The sequence below is a fragment of the Kineococcus gurbantunggutensis genome, from assembly GCF_050871925.1.
In the GTDB taxonomy this organism is placed as follows: domain Bacteria; phylum Actinomycetota; class Actinomycetes; order Actinomycetales; family Kineococcaceae; genus Kineococcus.
Window position 1 is genome coordinate 1 of sequence record NZ_JBJLSG010000093.1, and the last position, 18973, is coordinate 18973.

The following is an 18973-nucleotide window of genomic DNA, read 5'->3' on the forward strand; positions in this document are numbered from 1 at the left end:
TTGTTTGACCCCGCCGGTGTTTTCGCCCGGGGGGTCCGCGTCCAGCACCCGCGGGCGGCGTCCAGCACGTCCGTGGTGGTGGGTGCGGCGCCTGGCCGCCCCACGCGATGCAGCCCTTCGGGCTGCCCCCGCCGCGCCGGGCGCGCCGGGAACGACCCGCACCGATGCACCTGGGCGATGGGGATGCGAGGTATGCGTTAGCGTTACGCTGCGCTCCACTGCTCCCGCACCTCGCCCCTCCTCGCTCCGCTCGGAGCGGGGTCCTGCCTCGCTGGCGCTCGGAAGGAGGTCGCTGGTGGCGACCGAGAGAACCCGCACCGTGGCGGTGCGGTTGACCCCTGCTGAGCACGAGCGGTGGCTGGCGGCGGCGGCGGCCGCTGGGCGGGGGCGGCTGGGGGCGTGGGTGCGCGATCAGGTGGCGCGGACCCTGAGCGTGGGTGGGACCCCTGGTGGGGGGACCGGTGAGGCCGGAGCTGGGGCCGGAGCTGAGGCGGGGATGTCGGTGGGTGCGGGCGCCTCGACGCCGTTGCGCCTGGAGCTGGCCCGGGTGGGCAGCAACTTGAACCAGGCGGTGCGCCTGGCGCACGCGCACGGCCTGGATGCGGCGGCTGCGGCGCGCATCGAGGTCGCGGCCGCGGAGGTGCGCCAGGTGCTGCGGGCGCTGCACGAGCAGGCGGCGCACCGGTGATTGCCAAGATCACGCGGGGCAGTCGTGCCGGTGACCTGGCGGCGTACCTGCACGGGCCGGGCACGCACGAGGAGCACGTGTACGACGGGCGCGCCGGTGGAGCGGTGATCGCCAGCAACCTGGGGCTGGAGGGGGAGCGCGATGGGGCGCTGTGGGCGTTGATGCTGAAGCAGGCGGCTGCGCAGCGGCCGGAGATTACGCGTCCGATCTGGCACAGCTCGCTGCGCTGCGCTCCGCAGGACCGCACGTTGAGCGATGCGGAGTGGGCCGACGTCGCGCAGGGCTTTGCCGAGGGGATGGGGTTGGCGGAGCACCCGTGGGTGGCGGTGCGCCACGGCGCGGACCACATCCACCTGGCGACTTCGCGGGTGGGGTGGGACGGGCGGGTCTGGCGCGGCAGCCACGACCGGCGCCAGGCGCAAAGCGTGTGCGCGGGGCTGGAGCGCGAGCACGAGCTGACGCCGGCTCCACGCCGCAGCAGCGAGCAGAGCCGGCGCAGCGCCGATCACCAGGTGAGCTCGGGGGAGTGGCGCCGCGGGCAGCGCACGGGCGAGGTGCCACCGCGCGTGCAGTTGGCTGAGCGGGTGCGCGCGGCTGTGGAGGGGGCTGCCGGGCGTGGGCGGGCGGGCTTCGAGGAGGCGCTGCAGCGCGCCGGTGTGGATGCTCGGGCCAACGTGGCCAGCACCGGCCGCGTGGCCGGGTACAGCTTCCACCTGCCCGGGCACGTGGATGCCGCTGGTGAGCCGGTGTGGATGAAAGCCAGCCAGCTGGACAAGTCGTTGTCGTGGTCCAAGCTCGCGCCCGTGCTGGAAACCCCGCGCCCCGCCCCGGTGGTGCAGGTACCCCGCAAGCTGCTGGAGACGAGGGCGCGGCACCAGGCGCGCACCGAGCAGGCCGTCAGCGAGGCGGTGGCCGATCAGGAGCGCCGGGCGATGGTGGCGGTGCGCCGCGACGCCGAGCGGCGCACCGCCGGCGATGCCGCCTGGTGGCGCCAGCGGCACGCCCAGGCCCACGGCGCGGGCGACAGCCTGGCGAACGGCGCGGCGCACGGCGTGGCCGACGACGTGGTGGCCGCCGGCTCGCACCGGGTGCCGGCCCTGGCCACCGCCGAGGGCCGGCAGGTCCTGCGGCTGGCCGGTGCCGCGGCTGCCCCGGCCGCGGCTTCCCCAACCGCGGCTTCCCTGGCGGCGCCTGAGCCGCAGCGGCAGGGCCCGAGCAGGCCCGCCGCTCCCAAGACCCCGCAGGACAGGACCACCGGGGCCCTGGCGGCGCGACCCGACCAAGAGCACGCGCCGCGACCTGCGCCGATGAAGGAGAACCACATGCAGCAGCAGACCGGGTCGGGTGGGCAGACCGACCCCGACCAGCAGGCTACGAGGAGCAGACGGAGTGCGGAGGAGACCGTCGCCCGGGTGCGCGCCGAGCGAGAGCGCCAGCGCGAGCAGGGGTCCGAGCGGGGGATGGAGCGGTGAGCCAGCAGTGGGGACCGCAGGGCAGCGCCCTGGCGCCAGCGCCCTCGCAAGCTTCCGGGCGCGGGTGGCACTGGAAGGTCTACGCGCTGGCCGTGCTGGTGGCCGCTCCGTGGACGTACGCGCACGTGCACGCAGGCCAGTACTGGCAGGCGCCGTTCCTGGCGGTGATCGCTCTCACCTCGCTGGTCGGCCTCGCGCTGGGCTTGCACGACGGAGCGAGCAGGGCGGCTTTTGCACGGGGCCGCTGGCTGTGCGCGCTGATCGTCCTGATCGGCGCAGCCCCGAGCTTTCTGGCCTACGCCGCTGCCTTCGTCTTCGGTCGCAGCAGCTCCACCGGGCAGGACCTGGCCGGTCAGTCGGCGACCCCTGGCCGCGCGGGTGGCGCGGGTGGCGCGGTGAAGCCGGGGCGCTCCGTTGCTCCTGAGGGCCTGATCCACCGCCTGAGCAGGGCAGCGGACCCGCTGCAGGTGCTGCGGCAGGCGGCCGCTGCGAACGCCCTGCCGGGCGGGCACCTCGGGTGGAGCGCGGATGCCAAGAAGCAGCTGGGGGCCGCGTCCCCGCGCGGGGGCCTGCTGGTCATCGGCCCGCCCGGCTCGGGCAAGTCATCCGCGGCGCTGATCCCCTCCATCTGGCTCGCGCCGGGGGTCTGCGTGGCCTCTTCCATCAAGGGCGACCTGATGGAAGCCACCGCCACCGCCCGCGCGGGCATGGGGCGCGTGTGGCACTTCGACCCTGGCGGGCAGGAGCAGCCGGCGCCCGGTGTCGTGCCTGCCCGCTGGTCGCCCTTGGTGTCGGTGCACAGCTGGGAGGACGCCCGCCGGGTGGCCACCCGCATGGCGCTGCCGATGCGCAGCCAGGGCGAGGGTGAGCACTTCGTGGACCGTGCACGGGACTGGCTGGAGGTGCTGCTTTGGGCGGCGTCCCTGGTGCGCTTGCCCATCGGCACGGTCGCTGACTGGGCCATCAGCGCCGACACCGAGGAGACCTCCACCACGGTCCTGAGCGTGCTGGAGGCGGCTGCGCAGGACGGCTACGAGGCCGCGAGCATCGCCCGTGCCCAGCTGGTGGGCCTGTTAGGGCTGCCCGATCGTGAGCGTTCCAGCGTCTTGTCCACCCTGGTGCGCCTGGTGCGCGTGTACAACGCCCCTGCTGCCCGGCGCAGCGGTGAGACGCCCAACTTCGACCCGGCCGCGTTCGTGCGCAGCACGGACACGCTGTACCTGACCGCCAGCCCGGACCGGCAGGCGGAGTACGCCCCGATCCTTGTGGGCCTGCTGGAGGAGCTGCGCAGCGCCACCTACGCCCGTCACGCCGCCGAGGCGGCGCAGCGCGAGCCCAAGCGGGCACACGTCACCTTCGTGCTGGACGAGGCGAACAACACCGCCCCCATCCCGCTGCCGGCCATCATCAGCGAGGCCGGTGGGCAGTCGCTGCACATCATCGTGGGCATCCAGGACCTCTCTCGCGCCCGTGCCCGCTGGGGCCAGGAGGCCGACGGCTTCTTGACGCTCTTCCCCACCAAGCTGGTCTTTCCCGGGGTCATCGAGCCCTACACCGTGGACGCCTTGTCCAGCGCCGCGGGTGAATTCGACCGGATCCACCTCTCGCAGAGCCAGTCGACGATGATGGTCAAGAACAAGGCCGTCACGGTGACCAACCCCTCCACCTCGATCGCGCGGCAGAAGGTGCTCACGCCGGGCGACATCGCCAACGTCCCCAAGGGGCAGGTCCTGCATTGGCAGGGTGGGGCGTGGACGCTGCAGAACGTGGGATTTCACTGGGAAGATCGAATCTGGACGACGTTGACGGCCGCCGCAGGGATGAAGCAGGGAGAGCGCAAGTGATCACTCCGAACCGCCCCGGTTCCAAGCAGGTCGTGGACAACTACACGCTCGCGAAGTGGATGATCACCGCCACCGTCGCCTTCCTCGCCCTGGCCATGCTCTGGGTGGGGCAGGACGCCTTCGGCAAGTGGCTGACCCACGGGCTGGAGGCTGCGCCGGCGGCGACCACTGCGACGTCGAGCCACCAGCCGCCTCCAGCACCTGCAGCACCTGCGGTGGCTGCGCCGGCGGCCGCGAGCACGCCGTCCGGAGTCGTCTGCGGCCCTGGTGGTGTCTGCACCGAGGTCCCGCAGGTCGTTTGCGGTCCAGCCGGTGTGTGCACCCGGGTGCCGGCGCGGCCTGCCGCCGTTGGCGCAGCAGCGGCCTCGACCGCTTCTAGCGCCGAGGCCGAGGTCGTCTGCGGTCCCGGTGGAGCGTGCACGCGGGTGCAGACCCAGCCCGAGGCTGGCTCCGGTCGCTGACGGAGGGCTGTCGCGGCGCTGCGCGCCTTGCCGCTGCGCAGGCCCGGCGCTCCTCGGCCCTGGCGGGCCTGCGGTGCGGCGGGCCTTCGCCCTGAGCGGTCGTGATCGGCAGCGGTGATCGGCAGTGGTGCTTGCTTCGCTGTGCTCCTGGGGAGGTGCCTTCCCAGGGGCACAGCTTTGACCGTCGAGGGCGCACGCTGGTGCTCGGCTCGTAGTGGTGCACGGGCACCACCTCAAGGCGATCGGTCGTCGTCGACGACTCAAGAAGACTCACGAAGGAGCGCGGTGAACTGGCTCGCTGTGACTGGAGAAGTCTCCCTCCTGCTGGGGGCGCTCCACTTGCTGCGCATGGCACGCCAGCGACGCCCTCACGTCAGGAGGAGCCATCCGGCCCTGATCGCTCCCCTGATCGCTGCGGCAGGGCTCATCGCCGGTGGGGCAGCGGGTCTGCCCTTCTGGCTGGACGACCTCCTACCCACGGGGTCCTTGTGGTGGGGTGCGGCTCGGGACTTCGGCCTACCCGTCGTGGTGGCGGCCGCCGTGGTCGTCTGCGGCAGCACCTACGGCACCCCAGACGGTGACGCCGTGCTCGATCACGCTCTGCCCCCGAATGCTGCGGATCAATTCCGCGGCGACTCCGACTGGAAGGAGGGGCATTGATGCCGACCAGCGACAGTCGCGGCTCCATCGCCGTCGAGGAGAGGTTCGCCCGTCGCTTCTCCGCCCTCGTCGAGGGCACGCGCTCCGCGGCCGGCAAGCCGTACTCCCTGGCACGGATCGCCGTGGACTTGAAGGAGCGCTACGGCGTCACCGTCACTCCCTCGCACCTTTCTCGCCTCAGGTCGGGAGAGTCAGCCAACCCCACATTGCGCATCGTCTCGGCCCTGGCGCAGTACTTCGGCGTCACCCCCGACTACTTCATGCGCGAGGACGAAGATGAGGCGCTCAGCGTGCGGCACGACGGGGCCGTCGACGCCATGCGGGAGCGGGGGATCGAGGACTTGATCTGCTCCATCGGCGCTCTGAGCGATCCGGCCCTCGACTCGGTGCGCCTGCTCGTCTGCGCGTGGCAGCAGGTGGAGCAGGAGAAGAACGCCGGGACGGGGGCATCTGCATGACTTCGAGGACTCCCCCCCTGACACACCTCGCCATCTGCCCGGACGGCAACGGGCGGTGGGCGACCCAGCGAGGACTCCCCCGTATCCAGGGGCACAAACAGGGGCTCAAGGCGGTGTGGACCGCTGTGGAGACCTGCATCGAGCTCGGCATCCCCTACCTGACCCTGGCGGTCTTCAGCTCGGAGAACTGGCGTCGCGAGTCGAGTGAGGTCACCGACCTCCTGGAACTGATCGCCAGCTCGGCCCACGAGGGTCTGGAAGTCTTCAACCGTCTTGGTGTGAGGTTGCGCTGGGCCGGACGGCGGGACCGTGTGCCGGCGCGCGTACATGAGCGCATCAAAGCCGTGGAGACGGCCACAGCGGGACACGATGCCCTCACGCTGACCTACCAGGCCGACTACGGAGGCCAGGACGACATCGCCCGCGCCGCTCAGCGCGCCGCCCAAGACGCGGTTGAAGGGCGGCTGGAGCTCGCTGATGTACCGGGCGCCTTCCGCAGCTACCTGGACGTGCCCGAAGTACCCGACATCGATCTATTCATCCGCACCTCAGGAGAGCAACGCATCTCCAATGGGCAGCTATGGCAGTTGGCCTACGCGGAGCTAATTTTCCTGGATGTGCTTTGGCCAGACTGCTCCGCGAAAGATCTGCGTAATGCCGTCGCGCGCTATCAACAAAGGGAGCGCCGCTTTGGTTCTGCTCTGCACGGTACTAATTATGAAGAGAAATAGATAGTGCCCTCGCCGTTCCGGCGGTCTGCTCAACCGGGAAAGATCCCACTCTTGCTTATGTGCAGAATACTAAAAGCCAGTGGGATGCCGTCGAAAAATTTATTCTATGGCCCTTCGAAGAACTATTACCTAAGAAGGAAGTTCTGATTCAAACTCAACCGGCAGTAGTCCGCTAGCTTCCGCCACGGCTTCAATGAATCGTTGCTGGGTTGCGTTGAGCGGGTACTTAGAAAAAACTATCGGCCCCTCTTTTCCGAACTTTAAGCTCGCCCCAACATTTTCAACCGACTTATTCAATTCACCGACAGCACTTCTAGGCCTGCTATCGCCGCGTGCTGCGCCAATTGTATTTGCAGGTTGACGCTGTGTCCGCTGCAGTTCTCTAACTGCCGTCACGAGTTCCTCAAGCAATTCCCGGTCGCTTCGCTGCTTTGGCCTCCTGGTGAAACCCCCGGAACTGTTGAGTGCGCCGATTTTAGTTTCTAGCCTAGGCCATAAGCCGTCGAAAACAGCTTCAATCGTCGAGTTTGGCAAGCTGCGTTCAGCTACTCTGTTCATAGTTTGAACCATTTCAAGAACCCCATCTCGCGTCAGCTGTTTAGCTTGAAATTGCTTGAGTGGTGTGTTGATGTCCGCTGGAGTCATGTCGTACAAAAGTGGAACAACGTGTGAACCTTGCACCGCCTTTCCCAATGCTCCCGCTTCAAAATTTAGCCACGGCGCTTCAATGTTGTCGGGCGTCAAGCAAATAATTCCGAAATCGCTAGACTCAAGTTGCGCCTCAATGATGTGGTTCCATCGGACGCCAGCTTCAGTATCTCGGCTAGACACATAGCAATCAGCGGCTTGGATGACGCCTGGAAGCCATTCCCTTAAATCCTCGGCGATCTTGCGCGCCAATTCGCCAGACCAACTTATGAAGACCTTCATGAAACTCCTGCCATAGGGTGGGGCATTAGCTTAGAAGATGTAGTCATGTGCCGCTAGCTCTTCGGAGTATCCGCCTGCTTGGCGCTCTTGGGTCGGCCTAATCGAGTGTTACCTACGGGCCTTGAGCGAGGCGCGCTGAGCACGGGCAGCGACCACGGTGGCCGCGATCGCCACCACCAAGCCAGCCAGCAGCACGAGCAGGCCGGTCGCCAGGTCCGTCTGCTCCACCGCGCCTGGCCGGCATCCCGCCGAGGAGTCCTCGTACTCGCACGACACCCACGGCTGTCAGACGAAGACGACGGCGGCCAGGGCGACGAGCAGGACCAGTGCCCCACCGACCCGCTGCAGCAGGCGCACCCGTCGGGTTTGTTGAGCCTGACCGGCTGGACGCACGCGTCCTCCTGCTTCCTGGCGGGCGAGGACCTCGCGGCGGGCACCTCACCGCACTGTGAGCACACCCCGGCACGCCGGTACAGCACTAAGCGTCGATCCGCACGGGATCGACACCGTAAGGACCGTTATGGCGCCTGACGTCGGCAGTAAACGACCCTTTAGTGCCGGTGATCGTGCCAGGGTGGGGCCCGTGAGCCCCACCGCCCGGCCCCGCGACTCCTCGGCCGGCCCCTCGACCAAGCCTTCGGTCGCGTCTCCGGCTGCCTCGCCGGCGGCGTCCGCGGCCGGACCCCGGGTGCTGGGCTACCTGCGGGTCTCGACCGAGGAGCAGGCCGCCTCCGGCGCCGGCCTGGACGCCCAGCGCGCAGCTCTCCAAGCCGAGGCGGGACGGCGCGGGTGGGAGCTGGAGCTCGTCGTGGACGCCGGGCACTCCGCCAAGGACCTCAACCGCCCCGCCCTCACCAGTGCCCTCGCCCGGCTGAACGCACGCCAGGCGGACGTGCTGATGGTGGCCAAGCTGGACCGCCTCTCCCGCTCCGTGCACGACTTCTCCGGCCTGGTGAAGGAGGCCACCCGGCGCGGGTGGTCGGTGGTGTGCCTGGATGTGGGCGTGGACACCTCCACCCCCAACGGCAAGTTCATGGCCACCGTCACCGCCGGCATCGCCGAGCTCGAGCGCGAGCTGATCGGCCAGCGCACCCGCGACGCCCTGGCGGCCAAGAAGGCCGCCGGGGTGCGCCTAGGCCGACCGCAGGTCCTGCCGATGGAGGTGGTGCGCCGTGTCGTCGAGGAGCGCGAGGCGGGCCGTTCCTGGCAGGCGATCGCCGACGGGCTGAGTGCTGACGGGGTGCCCACCGCCCGCGGCGGCGCCAGCTGGACCTTCTCCTCGGCTAGGGCCGTCTACCGCTCCCAGGCCGCCACTGCGTTGCGCAAGCAGTCTGAGATCGGTGAGCCTTTCCCGTCCCGCTGAGGAGTGGGGTGGCAGCGGGCATGGGCGAAGCCCCTGGCGGGACGGGAATTGCCGAGATTGTCTGCATCACCAGGGTACGGCCCGCACCAGCCCCGAGGTTCGGCTCTTGTTTCACGCGGCACCCAAGGAAGGATCTTATTTTTCTAAACGGCGCTCAACATTGTACAGCAGGAATAATCCATGCTGCTTTGCATTGCTTTGTCGATCGCGGCGCTTAATCAATTCATTTAAAAAAGCCTGTGCAGACATCATGCCCAGTGGGGCAGATGCTGTAGCAATAGTGAGCAATGCATTGAGATCAGTTAAAGAAGCGGCGCCTATCGCTACCGTAGGACCAGCTGCGCCTGTAATTACGGCCTTAATGTCCGTGGACAAGTTTTTGGCTACATCTTTAATGAGCCCATGTTGCGCCAGTTCTTCGTGCAATTGACCTAAACTGGGCGCCACTTCCACCCTCATCAAGTGATCAATATCGGCGTCGACGTCCTTATCAAATGGACCTACTCGTAGCTTACTAGAAAGGGATGACATGGCCACCCGGTATCGCATTAAAGCACTTGAAATATCGGTGCGAAGGTCAACAATTTCGTCGATCGGAACATTGCTAAATGCCGGCAGGCGCGCAATCAGGCCTGAACCAACCGTGGCTTCACGAGCATTTGCTATAGAAAGTGCACTGGTCGACAGTTTTCCACTATTAATCGAAGCTTGAGCCATGCGAGCCGCTTCGCCGTCAAGCAGTGGGTAAACATCGCCACTGGCGAGTAGCGTATCGATGCGTTCAGCGAAGTCTTCCACGGATGCATCGAGTGATCGCCAGTTCACGCCTAGCGGTTGGACGGAGACAAGTTTTTGATCAATGGCTTTTTGAATTTGGTCACCTCCCCACGTGTTTAATGAGCGAGAGATTGCGGCACGGCACTTTTCGACTGGCTCGGTGAGCAGGGCGTAAAACCATGGAGTAATTCCGAAATCTTCGTAGCTTTTGGACTTCATTAGATTTTCGACAATTTTTAATCTTTCGTCGTCGAGGTTGGCTATATCGGCCAGGACGCCTTGCCAATCTTTTGAGGCGGATAAATCATCAGATTCGGCAAAAACAGAAGGGTCCAGCTTTGACATGAACCGCAGGACCGCTTGTTTGTTGGCGTTTCGCAGTCGCATCCAATCGATCAGTATGTCAGATCCAGGACTCAATAGATCAACCTTGTCGGCATATAATATGGATGCTTTAACGAGGGCCACCTCGCGATCTAAAGATAGATTTCCATCAACTATTGCCGAGTCCGCAACTATGGTTACCTTCACGGGTGGCGCAGCGGGTGCAAACTTTCGCGTTGCTGAACGATTAGGCTTTCGATTGCTGCGCTTACCTGGTGCCATCAGATATTTACCAAACCTTTCATGTCGCTCATGAAGTGGTTGAGTTACAAAACGAGCGGCCCAGGTGGTCACCTTGCGGTGAATTAACACCTCGCAGAATGCCTCACGTTCTTGGAGTGAGCCTTTCCATTTTAGCTGGTCTGTCCAGGATGGAAAAGGCTCAGTTCCTGAGTGGTCAACGCAGGCGTCGAACGTGCAGCCACACGAAGAACCAGCTGATGAAGAACAGCAGCTCAAGGGTAAGCACGGTGATGATCACGGTCATGAGCGACTGAGGTGCCCGATGGTCGGAGAACACCGGCCACAGGAGGTAGGCAGCGAACAGCGGGAGATCGAGCGCCATGACGATCGGGCCGAGCAGCTGCCAGGCCGGTGAGGTGTTCCGGCGTGTGAGCGCTCGAAGCTCACGCCGGATCAGGTGCTCGAGGGCCTCTTGCTGAGAGGGCATCGACAGGTGCGTCTGGAGCTTTTCGTAGATGTCCAAGTCCTTGAGGATGCGGTTGCGCAAGGCTCTCTCGCTGGAGCGCGTCAGCAGAGGCCCAAGGAAGGCGGCCACGGCCGCGCCAAGAGCCGCGATGGCAGCCCAGTCCGGGGCGCCCAGCCCTCCTGACTTCGAGGTCTCCTCGGCGGCCTGGAACAGAGCACCCGCGATCATGCGGTCATCCTCGCCGAACCTGCGCGCTAGGGACCTCAGGTGGCCAGGCCTACCGACAAGAGCCCTGGGTCGACAGCTTCCCTACGTCTGGACGGACAACGGGCCTCCACCTCAGGCCAGGCCTGTACACCCGTGTCTAAACCTTCCGCGAGCACCTAGATGACCCGGTGGAGCAGTCCCCGTTCGAAGAATCTGCCCACTAGGGCTCAAGGTGATCGCCCCTTCACCCGAAGTACGTACTGAAGCCCCCTCATACCGAGGGGGCTTCGCCCGTTCCGGGATGGCGATGACGGACGCCTCCCGCCGATCGCGTCGAGGCGATGAGCCTCGACGCGGAAGGAGTGCGCGATGAGATCGATCGACCCATGGGAACCGCGTCTGCTGCTGCTAGTGGCGCTGGTGGAGCTGAGTGCCGCGACTGTGCAGCTGGTCACGGCCCTGGTGCAGTGACGGCCTGAGGAGGTGGGCGGGAGTGACGGCTCCCGCCCACCGAGGTCGTGCCCGTTCGTGCGCGACACGGCCTCATCGGCAGGTCAGGCCGTGAGCTTGAGCGCTTGGCTGCCTTGAGCTCAGTAGTCCATTCACCGCACCATGGCCGCAGGGCCTTGCGGATCTTGGGACCAATCCGTGACGCGCTCCCAGCTGTTGCAGGTCAGCGCGTTCACCCTTGAGGCGCGTCGGGCCACAGGGGCTTGACCCAGCGCGGACGCCCTCGTGGACGCACTGGTCGCAGCCCTGCACGCCCGTGCTGACGCGGAGCCCGATGTGGAGCGCAACAGCCTGCTGCGCCGGTTGGCCGACGGGAGGGCTTGGTGCTTCTTCACGGTGGACACGGGTTCTGAGACGGCGTGTCGCGGCCCTGCGGCCCTTCCCCCGCCCCATCTCCCAAATGGTCACTTCTAAGACGACCCATCCGGGCGGCAAACGCCCACCTGTCGACCTGCGCGTGGTCGCCAAGCACGGCAATCACCTGCGCACCGCTAGTGACCAGGTGCTGCGGTGTGCGGCACGCTGAGCGGGTGAGCAGCGCCATCTCCTCCTCCTTCGACCGGGAACTGGGAGCCCTCGTGCACGGCCCGTGCGTGCTCAGCACCGGACCGGGCATCGGCATCGGCCTGCGCTGCGCCTTCGCCCACCTGGACGGGCTGCTGCTCTCCATCGAGGTCAAAGCCACCGGCCAGGCCGCCCGCAACGCCCACGACTCCGACAGCCTGCCCCGCAGCGGCCGCAGCGGCCTTCGGCCCTCTCGCACACTGCCGTATAGCTCCGCGCGCTTGAGTGTGCCCGCCTCGGCGGCCGGGACCACCCCGGACGGGCAGCCCTGGCTGCGCCTGGAGCACCACTCCGACCGCAGGGCCCACACCGCCCGCCGCTCCTCCGGCGACGACCCGGGCACCCCGGCCTACGTCCAGGACCTCGACCTGTGGTGGCCGGACCTGCCCGCCGACGCGCGCCTGCCGCTGGAAGCCGGCTGGCCCGAGCTGGGCGCACCGATGACCACCACCGTCCTGGTCCTGGAGAACCTCGACGACTTGGCCGAGAAGGTGGTGAGACTGGGATGAGCAGCCCCTACCCCCAGCCATGGGAACCGGGACAGCGGCCGTGGAGGCCGTGGCTGATCGAGGACTCGGAGGACACCTGGCGCAGCCTGGGCGCCATCGCGCACGGGCCGCTGCTGCTGGCCAAGGTGCCCGGCATCGCTATCGGGCTGCGCTGCCTGTTCGCCCACCCCGACCGCCTGACCGCCTGGCTGGTGGCCCGCGCCGACGCCGCGTTCATCCCGCAGGTCCTGCCCCCGCGCAGCGAGGCCGAGGCCGCCGTGCAGGCGGAGATGGGCGGGCACTGGCCGGGGCAGCTGAACGACCCCCTGGTGCACGCCACCGTGAACTTCATGCCGCAACGCCTGGTCCTGCGCGGGCGCAGCGACGGTCACGGCGACGGCCGCGTGGTGCACATCTCGTGCGCGGCGCGCATCTTCGGGATGCCCACCGACGGCAAGCTGGGCTTTGAGGTCTCCTGGGGGCCGGCGCTGGCACCGACCTTCACCACGTTGGAGCTGCCCGGCCTGCGCCGCATCGCCGCCAGCGCGGTCCGCTTCGTCGACGACGAGCCGGCGTCCCCACCGACCTGACGTCGAACGGCACCGGGGCGGTGCCTCAGCCGATCCGGCCTGCCGCCGCGGTGCACGTGCTTGCAGTCGTGGCCGCGCGTGAGCGCAGCGTCCGTCCCCCAACTCGTGGCGGCCTCAACCGGTCAACGCACCGCCTCGTCGAGGACTTCTTGGCGTGGCACCCACTCTTTACTTGCTCACCCTGCTATACAACGGCTAGCCACTGGTTGTCAGTGGTAGACAATGGCTTGCCACTGGCTAGCCAGTCACCACGGGAGGAGCCGGTCGTGTTCACCCTCGCGATCGCTAACCAGAAGGGCGGGGTGGCTAAGACGACCACGGCCGCCAACGTGGCCGACGCAGCCGCTGAGCTGGGTGCGCACGTGCTGCTGGTCGACCTGGACCAGCAGGGCAACGCCACCGCCCTGACCGACGCCACCGCCCGCGTCTTCGACGGCAACGCCTTCGGCAAGCCGCAGCAGCTGACCGTCTCCGATGCCCTCTACGCCGCGCAGGAGCGCGCCGGTGCTGCGGTGCAGGCCGGCACCGTGCACCAGGTCGTAGTGCCGGCCGGTGAGCACTGGTCCCCACGGCTGCGCGTGGCTCCCGCCAACCAAGACCTGGCCGCCCGCAACGGTGAGTCCTTTCCCGGCGCGGCCCAGCGACTGGCCGTGGCGCTGCAGGAGGCTCCAGGCCCGCTGGACCTGGTAGTGCTCGACTGCGGGCCCAGCCTGGGTGGGCTCTTCCTGGCCGCGATGCACGCCGCCGATGCGGTGGTGGTGGCCACCGAGGCGGCCGATAACGCCTTGGAGGGCATCCCGCGCACCTTGGAAGTGCTGGCGCAGGTGCGTGCCGCTCGCGGGGGCCCCGCCCCTGCGCTGCTCGGGGTGCTGCCCACCGCGCTGGCGCGTGAGGCCAGGCAAGGCGAGCTGCTGGACTTCCTGCGTTCCTCCTACCCCGACGTGCTGACCCCGGTGCCCCGGCGGGCGGTGGTGCGCCAGGCCGAGGGCGCCCACGCCCCGGTGCGCGCCTTCGGCGCCGCCGGCCGGGAGGTCGCCGACGTCTACCGCCAGCTGGCCGAGCACGTCCTGCACGTCGCCGGCATCCGCCCGCACGAGGAGGTCTCCTGATGCCCAAGCCCGCCACCCGCCTGCCCCAGGTCGCTCCCCCGTTGCCGGAGCCGACACCGCCGGCTCCCGTGCTGACCCCGGCGCCGGACAACGGCCAGCCCTTCGCCCAGCAGCCCAGCCAGCAGCCCGCCACCGAGGCGGCGCCCGTGCGCATCCCGCGCCGCGGCAAGCAACTGGGAGCGCGCATCCCCACCGACCTGTACGAGCGACTGGCCGCGTGCGCGCAGGCCACCCGCATCCCACAAGGTCGGCTGATCGAGCGAGCCCTGGACGCTGAGCTGAAGACCCACGGGTTCTAGCCGTTGTCTACCCTTGGCTACCAAATTGGTAGCCAAGGGTAGACAGTAACTAGCCGTTGGCTAGGCGGAAGCTGGCTCGATGTCTTCATGAGCGGCCAGCTTCTTGGCTTCGTGCAATAGCCGGCCGACCGTGCCGATGGGCACGTCCATCTCCGCGGCGATCTCGCGGTGCTTCAAGCCCTCAGCGCGCAGCTGCACAGCGCGGTCACGGCGTGCTTTGGCGCGGGCCAGAAAGTCCTCGCGCGGCTCAGCCACCAGGCGCTTGACGGTCGCGGGGGAGACGCCGAAGTGGGCAGCAGCCTCGCGAGCGGTCATCTTCCGACGCCCCGGTCGCTGAGCACTCACAGCACGACCTCCGCCATCTGCTCCGCCGTCACCTTCCGACGGGCCAAGGATGCCTTAGCCGCGTTGCGGCGGCGTGCCTCTGTCTGAGCAGGCGTACTGCTCCTGCCGGCCTTGCTGCGTGCTGCCGTGGCGCTGGGTTGGGCCGCACGGCGCTGCCCGCGCACGGTCTGCACGCGCACCAGGCCCTCGCGGGAGAGGTTGCGCCAGACCCAGCGGGCCACCGACTGCGCGGTGTGCCCGACCTCGCCCGCCGGCAGCGGCACGGCGAACTCGGTGTTGATGTTCACCGCCACCGCCGCGACGGTCTGCTCCCACTCGATGCGGTCCTCGTAGCGGTAGCGCGCCGGGTAGGCCCAGGTGCGCAGCGCCTCGAAGAGGTGGCTGTTGCGGCCCAGCCCGCGCACCTCGCCCGCGCGCTTGGGCAGAGAGCGCGGCAGCAGCCGGCCCAGACCGGCGGCCAGCTCGCCCAGCTCGTAGGGCTGGGCCCGGCCCCAGAAGGGGTGCCAGCTGCCGTGGGTGGGGTTCTTCGTCAGCAGCCCGGCGTAGCCGGGGTCGCCGTCCAGGGCCCGGCGCAGGCCCTCTTGCACCCGGGCGGCCAGGACCAGGGGGGCCTGGCGGGCGGCGTCGGTGCGGCACACCGGGGAGGAGAGCACCCAGCCGACGTGCCCGCGGCCGCTGACGCCCTCGGCGACCCAGGAAGGCTCGGGGTGCTCCAGCGGGCGGCTGATGGCGCGCAGCAGGGTGTCGGGGTGGTCCACGTCGATCACCAGCATCGACAGCAGCGCCTTGGGGGAGTGCTCCAGGTAGCGCCGGGTCAGGGCATCGGTGCGGCTCTGGCGCCAGCAGCCGCGCAGGAGGTCGTCGGTGGCCAGCGGGCGGCGCGGGGACCACGCGTCGGTCCACGACTGCGCGTCCAGCTGAGCGGCCTTCCCTGGCATGGCGGTAACCGTGGCAGCAAGATCCCCGGGCGCTGGACGGACACGCCGACCGCTGGCCAACTTTCTTCGGGTGGCTCAATCAGGGCTAGCCAAATCAGGTAGTTCGGCTTTGCCCCCTCTCTGCGTACCTCTCCGACCCCTGCTTCGCCTCACCCCGCCCACCAGCCCCAGACAGGTGAGCTCTGCTCCGGCCACGTCTGCGCTCACTGGCGTGCCCTTGTGCCGACCCCGCGGCTACCCGGCCACACCAGCTCCGCCCTCCCGCCCGCCCGCACGCCACCCGCCCTGAGCGCTCGCTCACGCCTGATGCGCAGGGGCTCAGTCCTCACACTGGCCCGGTGCGCACCCCGACGCTGCAGCCGGCCCCTGCCCGCTGTGCCCGAGACGCCACCTGGCTGAGCAGCGTCGTACCGCCGGAGCCCTTCGTCGACGACTGCTCCTTCCCAGCCTTCGCTGCCACCGCCCGGCTGCTGCACCCGGCCACCGACACCGACGGCGACCCCGTCACCTGGGCGCAGGTCGCCGCCCGCACCGGCCGCCGGCTGCACCCGCACAGCACGTGGGAGGACGTCTCCGCCACCGTGCACACCCGCCGCACCACCCGCAGCGACTGGCCCGGTGGCGAGCCCGAGCTCGGTGAGCTGGGCGAGGCCGGCTGGGACGCGCTGCTGAGCCACCTGACGCGCTGGTCCGGCTCCAGCGCCTCGTGCACGATCGCCCTCGACAAGGGCCTGCCGTGGGTCAGCGGAGCCGGTCTCGACGTGTACGGCGATCCCCACCACGTCGAGCCGGCGCAGGGCCCCGCCTTGCCCGCCGAGGTGCTCAGCGCCGCACCCCGGGTGCAGGTGCTGCGCACGTGCCTGCTCCTGGCCGGCCCGCTGGCCGCGGTGCGCGCGCTGGGGCGCACCCGGAGCTACCGAGAGCAGCGCTGGTTCGAGCGCCACGGGCCCACCGCGCTGTGGCCGGCCGACCGCTCCTGGCTGGTGCTGAGCGACCTGGACGCCGACTGCACCGTGGTGGCAGGGCCGCGCACCCTCGTCGACGCCGTCGTCGCCGATGGCCGGCTGGAGACCCGACCCGAGGCGTCGTAGGCACCTGTGGATGACCGCTCGGTCATGCCGCAAACCACGTGCCGTGGCGTGTGGTCTCGTCTGGCGCGTCACGGCCCGGTGGTGGGGGAGCGAGACATAGCCGTGCGCTTCGCTTACGGCCGCTGTGGCTGTCGGCTCACTGCGTTCACCGGCCAGGGCACCGGTCCCCACTGCCGCTCGGGGCGCGAGGTAGCCGGTGCGCCGGTTCCCCTGGCGCCCTGTGCGCTCGGTCCTCGCGCTCAGGGCGCGTCTTGGGCTGGGCCGGGCGCCCAGCGCAGCGGGTAGTCCTCGGTGGCGCGCCAGGGCACCGGCTCGCTGATGTCCTTGCCGGAGTCTGCGACGACGTCGGTGAGCCAGTACGTCTGCGCCGGGCTCCACCCGGCCAGCAAGGTGCGCGCGGCACCAAGACGTACCTCTTCAGCCGCTGCGTCATCGCTCGACTTCACCCCGGGCACGGTGGTGGCCAGCAGGCGCCCGGAGACGGCGAGGTAGCCGCGCACGCTCAGGTGCACCCCGTCCCACTGCCTCGCCACCGAGGTCCAGTCGGGCAGGGCCCAGGCGCCGTCCCAGCCGGTGGCTCGCCACCAGTCGTGCCGGCGCGAGTACGTCACCGTTCGCGGGTGGGCGGCCACCAGGGCGCACCAGTCGCTCGCGTCGTGCACCTCGTACACGCGCACCCCTTCGCGCAGGCGCACCGCGCGGGCGTACACCTGCTCCGCGCCCGGGTCGTCCTCGAGCAGTGCCATCCCCACCGGTAGTGGCTGCCGCCGACTCCCGCTCGCGTCGGGGGCGTGGAGCACCGGGGTGCTCAGCAGCAGCCCGTCCAGCTGCGGGGGGCTGGACCACCAGGTGCCGCTGTAGTTCGCGCCCACGCCGCGCGGCCGCTCGCGCCGGGCCCGTTCCTCCTCCGCGGCGGCCTCGCGCTGCCAGCGCGCCAGCGCTGCTGCCGCTGCGCCAGTGCTCACGAGCGGGCCGGGCGGCTGGGCGTGCTGCTCGTGCGGTTCAAAGACCCACTGCAGGTGCTGCTGGGTGCCCGGGTCCACCGGCTGCGACCACCACGCGGCCGCAGGAGCACGCGCCACCGCCTGCGCCAGCGGGCGCAGGTGCTCGGCCACGCGCGCCTCGGCCAGGGCCACGTCGGTGGCGTCCGGGTGCTGCCAGTACCGCGCCGAGCCCACCGACTCCACCAGGGCCGGGAGCAGCTCGTGCGGCTGGTGCCGGGCAGCCAGGGCGTCCAAGTCCACCGCGGCCACCGCCTCCCGCAGGCGCTGCGCCAGCTGCTCGAGCAGCTCCTCGGGCAGCGGCGCGATCTCGTCGTAGCGCCACGCCGGCTGCGCCCACTGCGCCTGCCCGCGCGTGGTGCTGGCCTCGTCCACCAGCTCGAAGAGCAGCCGCCGACCGCGCGGGCCGGCCAGCAGCGCACCGGCGAGCAGCTCCTCGCCCGGCGCGTCGGTGTCCACCTCGTGACCCTGGCAGGTGCGTGCTGCGCGCACACCCGTGAATCGGAGGAGCACCGCGGCACGGTGCACGGTGGCGCATCGCCGCAGGGGCGCCGCCGGGTGCGTACTCGTGCCGCGCATCTAGCCCGAGGTGCCGCAGGCGCTGCTGGTGCGCGGTGCTGGAGGGAACGGTGCGCAGGAGCGCGGCGTCGAAGGGGCATGGGTCCTCGCCGGTGGGCACCGCTGCTGTGCGCGGCGCTGGTGGTGCTGGCCGGGTGCAGCACCGGGGCGCAGCGGGCGTGCACTGCGATGGGCGGCTACGACGGGGTGCACTTCGAGGTGCCGGCCTCGGTGTGGCCGCCCAGCGCGCCGCTGCCGCTGCGGGCGCGCTACTGCGCGGGCGAGGCGTGCCAGGAGGCTGCGGTGGAGACGCACGGGGACGCGTGGTTCTTCGCGTACAACGACCAGCTCAGCGAGGTGGTGGTCACTGCCCGCTTGAGCGTGGTGGACGCCGCAGGTGCTCCGGTGCTGGAGGCCTCGACGAGCGTGGCCCCTGAGCTGGTGGACATCAACGGCGGCGGGTGCGGGCCGATGGTGTGGCAGGCGCGGGCTGTGGCCGCCGCGGACGGCACCTTGAGCGCCGTGCCGGTGGACTGAGCGAACCGCTGAGCTGCCGAGGTCGGACCCGGCGCCGGAAATACGTACGAGGCAGGGTGCGGGACTGCGTGCAGCCTTGCGTGCGGGGCCGATCGGTGGTGGGTGGCTCGGGGTGTCGTGGCCCGGTGCTGGACTCCGCCCGTGGGTTCCGCCGCGCGGTGCGCGTCGAGCACTCCCGGGCGGCGTCCAGCACCTGCCTGGTCGTGGGGGGGGGGGGGGGGGGGGGGGGGGGGGGGGGGGGGGGGGGGGGGGGGGGGGGGGGGGGGGGGGGGGGGGGGGGGGGGGGGGGGGGGGGGGGGGGGGGGGGGGGGGCGGGGGG

At 69.4% G+C, this 18973-nt stretch carries 20 protein-coding genes; 14 read left to right on the plus strand and 6 right to left on the minus strand.

The genetic code is table 11. The annotated features are described in order from the left end of the window. Positions 1-496 precede the first annotated feature (496 nt). The 6 genes from mobC (at position 497) to uppS (ending at position 6314) form a co-directional block, all read left to right on the plus strand. Positions 497-688: a plasmid mobilization relaxosome protein MobC gene (gene mobC, locus ACRYR7_RS16450; RefSeq protein WP_432573189.1), complete on the plus strand. Its 192-nt coding sequence runs from the start codon at positions 497-499 to the stop codon at positions 686-688. After that, positions 685-2160, plus strand: coding sequence for a relaxase/mobilization nuclease domain-containing protein (locus ACRYR7_RS16455; RefSeq protein ID WP_432573190.1), 1476 nt, complete (start codon positions 685-687; stop codon positions 2158-2160). The genes mobC and ACRYR7_RS16455 overlap by 4 nt, the downstream gene beginning before the upstream one ends. Beyond that, a complete protein-coding gene (locus tag ACRYR7_RS16460) occupies positions 2157-4004 on the plus strand; it encodes a type IV secretory system conjugative DNA transfer family protein (protein ID WP_432573191.1) in 1848 nt (615 codons plus the stop codon). The genes ACRYR7_RS16455 and ACRYR7_RS16460 overlap by 4 nt, the downstream gene beginning before the upstream one ends. Next, positions 4001-4465 (plus strand): hypothetical protein, encoded by a 465-nt coding sequence (locus ACRYR7_RS16465; protein WP_432573192.1) that lies wholly within the window; start codon positions 4001-4003, stop codon positions 4463-4465. Before ACRYR7_RS16460 ends, ACRYR7_RS16465 begins: the two co-directional genes overlap by 4 nt. A 659-nt stretch (positions 4466-5124) precedes the next feature. Continuing rightward, positions 5125-5583 (plus strand): helix-turn-helix domain-containing protein, encoded by a 459-nt coding sequence (locus ACRYR7_RS16470; RefSeq protein WP_432573193.1) that lies wholly within the window; start codon positions 5125-5127, stop codon positions 5581-5583. Next, on the plus strand, positions 5580-6314 hold the full coding sequence (gene uppS / locus ACRYR7_RS16475; protein ID WP_432573194.1) for a polyprenyl diphosphate synthase: 735 nt from the start codon (positions 5580-5582) through the stop codon (positions 6312-6314). Before ACRYR7_RS16470 ends, uppS begins: the two co-directional genes overlap by 4 nt. 129 nt (positions 6315-6443) lie before the next feature. Here uppS and ACRYR7_RS16480 read toward each other — a convergent pair whose 3' ends face one another. Then, positions 6444-7244, minus strand: coding sequence for a toll/interleukin-1 receptor domain-containing protein (locus ACRYR7_RS16480; RefSeq protein ID WP_432573195.1), 801 nt, complete (start codon positions 7242-7244; stop codon positions 6444-6446). A gap of 688 nt (positions 7245-7932) precedes the next feature. Here ACRYR7_RS16480 and ACRYR7_RS16485 point away from each other — a divergent pair. Continuing rightward, the gene (locus ACRYR7_RS16485) at positions 7933-8607 is read left to right on the plus strand and encodes a recombinase family protein (protein WP_432573196.1); all 675 of its coding nucleotides are present in this window, start codon (positions 7933-7935) and stop codon (positions 8605-8607) included. A 135-nt stretch (positions 8608-8742) separates the two neighbouring features. Here the strand turns inward: ACRYR7_RS16485 and ACRYR7_RS16490 are convergent, their stop codons facing one another. Continuing rightward, positions 8743-10080, minus strand: a complete 1338-nt coding sequence (locus ACRYR7_RS16490) for a hypothetical protein (protein ID WP_432573197.1) — start codon at positions 10078-10080, stop codon at positions 8743-8745. A gap of 85 nt (positions 10081-10165) precedes the next feature. Beyond that, positions 10166-10645: a hypothetical protein gene (locus tag ACRYR7_RS16495; protein ID WP_432573198.1), complete on the minus strand. Its 480-nt coding sequence runs from the start codon at positions 10643-10645 to the stop codon at positions 10166-10168. A gap of 1019 nt (positions 10646-11664) precedes the next feature. Between ACRYR7_RS16495 and ACRYR7_RS16500 the strand changes: the two genes are divergently transcribed. The 4 genes from ACRYR7_RS16500 to ACRYR7_RS16515 all read left to right on the plus strand — a co-directional run bounded on the left by ACRYR7_RS16500 (position 11665) and on the right by ACRYR7_RS16515 (position 14184). Next, positions 11665-12207 (plus strand): hypothetical protein, encoded by a 543-nt coding sequence (locus ACRYR7_RS16500; RefSeq protein ID WP_432573199.1) that lies wholly within the window; start codon positions 11665-11667, stop codon positions 12205-12207. Then, positions 12204-12776: a hypothetical protein gene (locus tag ACRYR7_RS16505; RefSeq protein WP_432573200.1), complete on the plus strand. Its 573-nt coding sequence runs from the start codon at positions 12204-12206 to the stop codon at positions 12774-12776. Before ACRYR7_RS16500 ends, ACRYR7_RS16505 begins: the two co-directional genes overlap by 4 nt. A gap of 266 nt (positions 12777-13042) precedes the next feature. After that, positions 13043-13885: a ParA family protein gene (locus tag ACRYR7_RS16510; RefSeq protein WP_432573201.1), complete on the plus strand. Its 843-nt coding sequence runs from the start codon at positions 13043-13045 to the stop codon at positions 13883-13885. After that, positions 13885-14184 (plus strand): ribbon-helix-helix domain-containing protein, encoded by a 300-nt coding sequence (locus tag ACRYR7_RS16515; RefSeq protein WP_432573202.1) that lies wholly within the window; start codon positions 13885-13887, stop codon positions 14182-14184. Before ACRYR7_RS16510 ends, ACRYR7_RS16515 begins: the two co-directional genes overlap by 1 nt. 60 nt (positions 14185-14244) lie before the next feature. Here ACRYR7_RS16515 and ACRYR7_RS16520 read toward each other — a convergent pair whose 3' ends face one another. Together ACRYR7_RS16520 and ACRYR7_RS16525 are read right to left on the minus strand one after the other, a co-directional pair. Next, a complete protein-coding gene (locus ACRYR7_RS16520) occupies positions 14245-14499 on the minus strand; it encodes a sigma factor-like helix-turn-helix DNA-binding protein (protein WP_432573203.1) in 255 nt (84 codons plus the stop codon). Positions 14500-14525: 26 nt separating this feature from the next. Then, positions 14526-15467 carry a replication initiation protein gene (locus tag ACRYR7_RS16525; protein ID WP_432573204.1) on the minus strand — a complete coding sequence of 314 codons (942 nt, stop codon included), beginning with the start codon at positions 15465-15467 and terminating at the stop codon, positions 14526-14528. A gap of 338 nt (positions 15468-15805) precedes the next feature. Between ACRYR7_RS16525 and ACRYR7_RS16530 the strand changes: the two genes are divergently transcribed. Then, on the plus strand, positions 15806-16558 hold the full coding sequence (locus ACRYR7_RS16530; RefSeq protein WP_432573205.1) for a hypothetical protein: 753 nt from the start codon (positions 15806-15808) through the stop codon (positions 16556-16558). A 239-nt stretch (positions 16559-16797) separates the two neighbouring features. On the opposite strand, the gene ACRYR7_RS16535 is transcribed toward ACRYR7_RS16530, so the two are convergent. Next, positions 16798-18018, minus strand: a complete 1221-nt coding sequence (locus tag ACRYR7_RS16535) for a hypothetical protein (protein WP_432573206.1) — start codon at positions 18016-18018, stop codon at positions 16798-16800. 198 nt (positions 18019-18216) lie between these two features. Between ACRYR7_RS16535 and ACRYR7_RS16540 the strand changes: the two genes are divergently transcribed. Together ACRYR7_RS16540 and ACRYR7_RS16545 are read left to right on the plus strand one after the other, a co-directional pair. Beyond that, a complete protein-coding gene (locus tag ACRYR7_RS16540; RefSeq protein WP_432573207.1) occupies positions 18217-18654 on the plus strand; it encodes a hypothetical protein in 438 nt (145 codons plus the stop codon). Positions 18655-18779: 125 nt separating this feature from the next. After that, positions 18780-18973 (plus strand): hypothetical protein (locus ACRYR7_RS16545; RefSeq protein WP_432573208.1); only part of this gene is annotated, 194 nt, incomplete at its 3' end.

Bases quoted from the DNA above. Each gene is read 5' to 3' on its own strand.
- mobC (WP_432573189.1), top strand. From the start codon at position 497: ATGTCGGTGGGTGCGGGCGCCTCGACGCCGTTGCGCCTGGAGCTGGCC.
- ACRYR7_RS16540 (WP_432573207.1), top strand. From the start codon at position 18,217: ATGGGTCCTCGCCGGTGGGCACCGCTGCTGTGCGCGGCGCTGGTGGTG.
- ACRYR7_RS16495 (WP_432573198.1), bottom strand. From the start codon at position 10,645: ATGATCGCGGGTGCTCTGTTCCAGGCCGCCGAGGAGACCTCGAAGTCA.
- ACRYR7_RS16525 (WP_432573204.1), bottom strand. From the start codon at position 15,467: ATGCCAGGGAAGGCCGCTCAGCTGGACGCGCAGTCGTGGACCGACGCG.
- uppS (WP_432573194.1), top strand. From the start codon at position 5,580: ATGACTTCGAGGACTCCCCCCCTGACACACCTCGCCATCTGCCCGGAC.
- ACRYR7_RS16480 (WP_432573195.1), bottom strand. From the start codon at position 7,244: ATGAAGGTCTTCATAAGTTGGTCTGGCGAATTGGCGCGCAAGATCGCC.
- ACRYR7_RS16470 (WP_432573193.1), top strand. From the start codon at position 5,125: ATGCCGACCAGCGACAGTCGCGGCTCCATCGCCGTCGAGGAGAGGTTC.
- ACRYR7_RS16515 (WP_432573202.1), top strand. From the start codon at position 13,885: ATGCCCAAGCCCGCCACCCGCCTGCCCCAGGTCGCTCCCCCGTTGCCG.
- ACRYR7_RS16505 (WP_432573200.1), top strand. From the start codon at position 12,204: ATGAGCAGCCCCTACCCCCAGCCATGGGAACCGGGACAGCGGCCGTGG.
- ACRYR7_RS16520 (WP_432573203.1), bottom strand. From the start codon at position 14,499: ATGACCGCTCGCGAGGCTGCTGCCCACTTCGGCGTCTCCCCCGCGACC.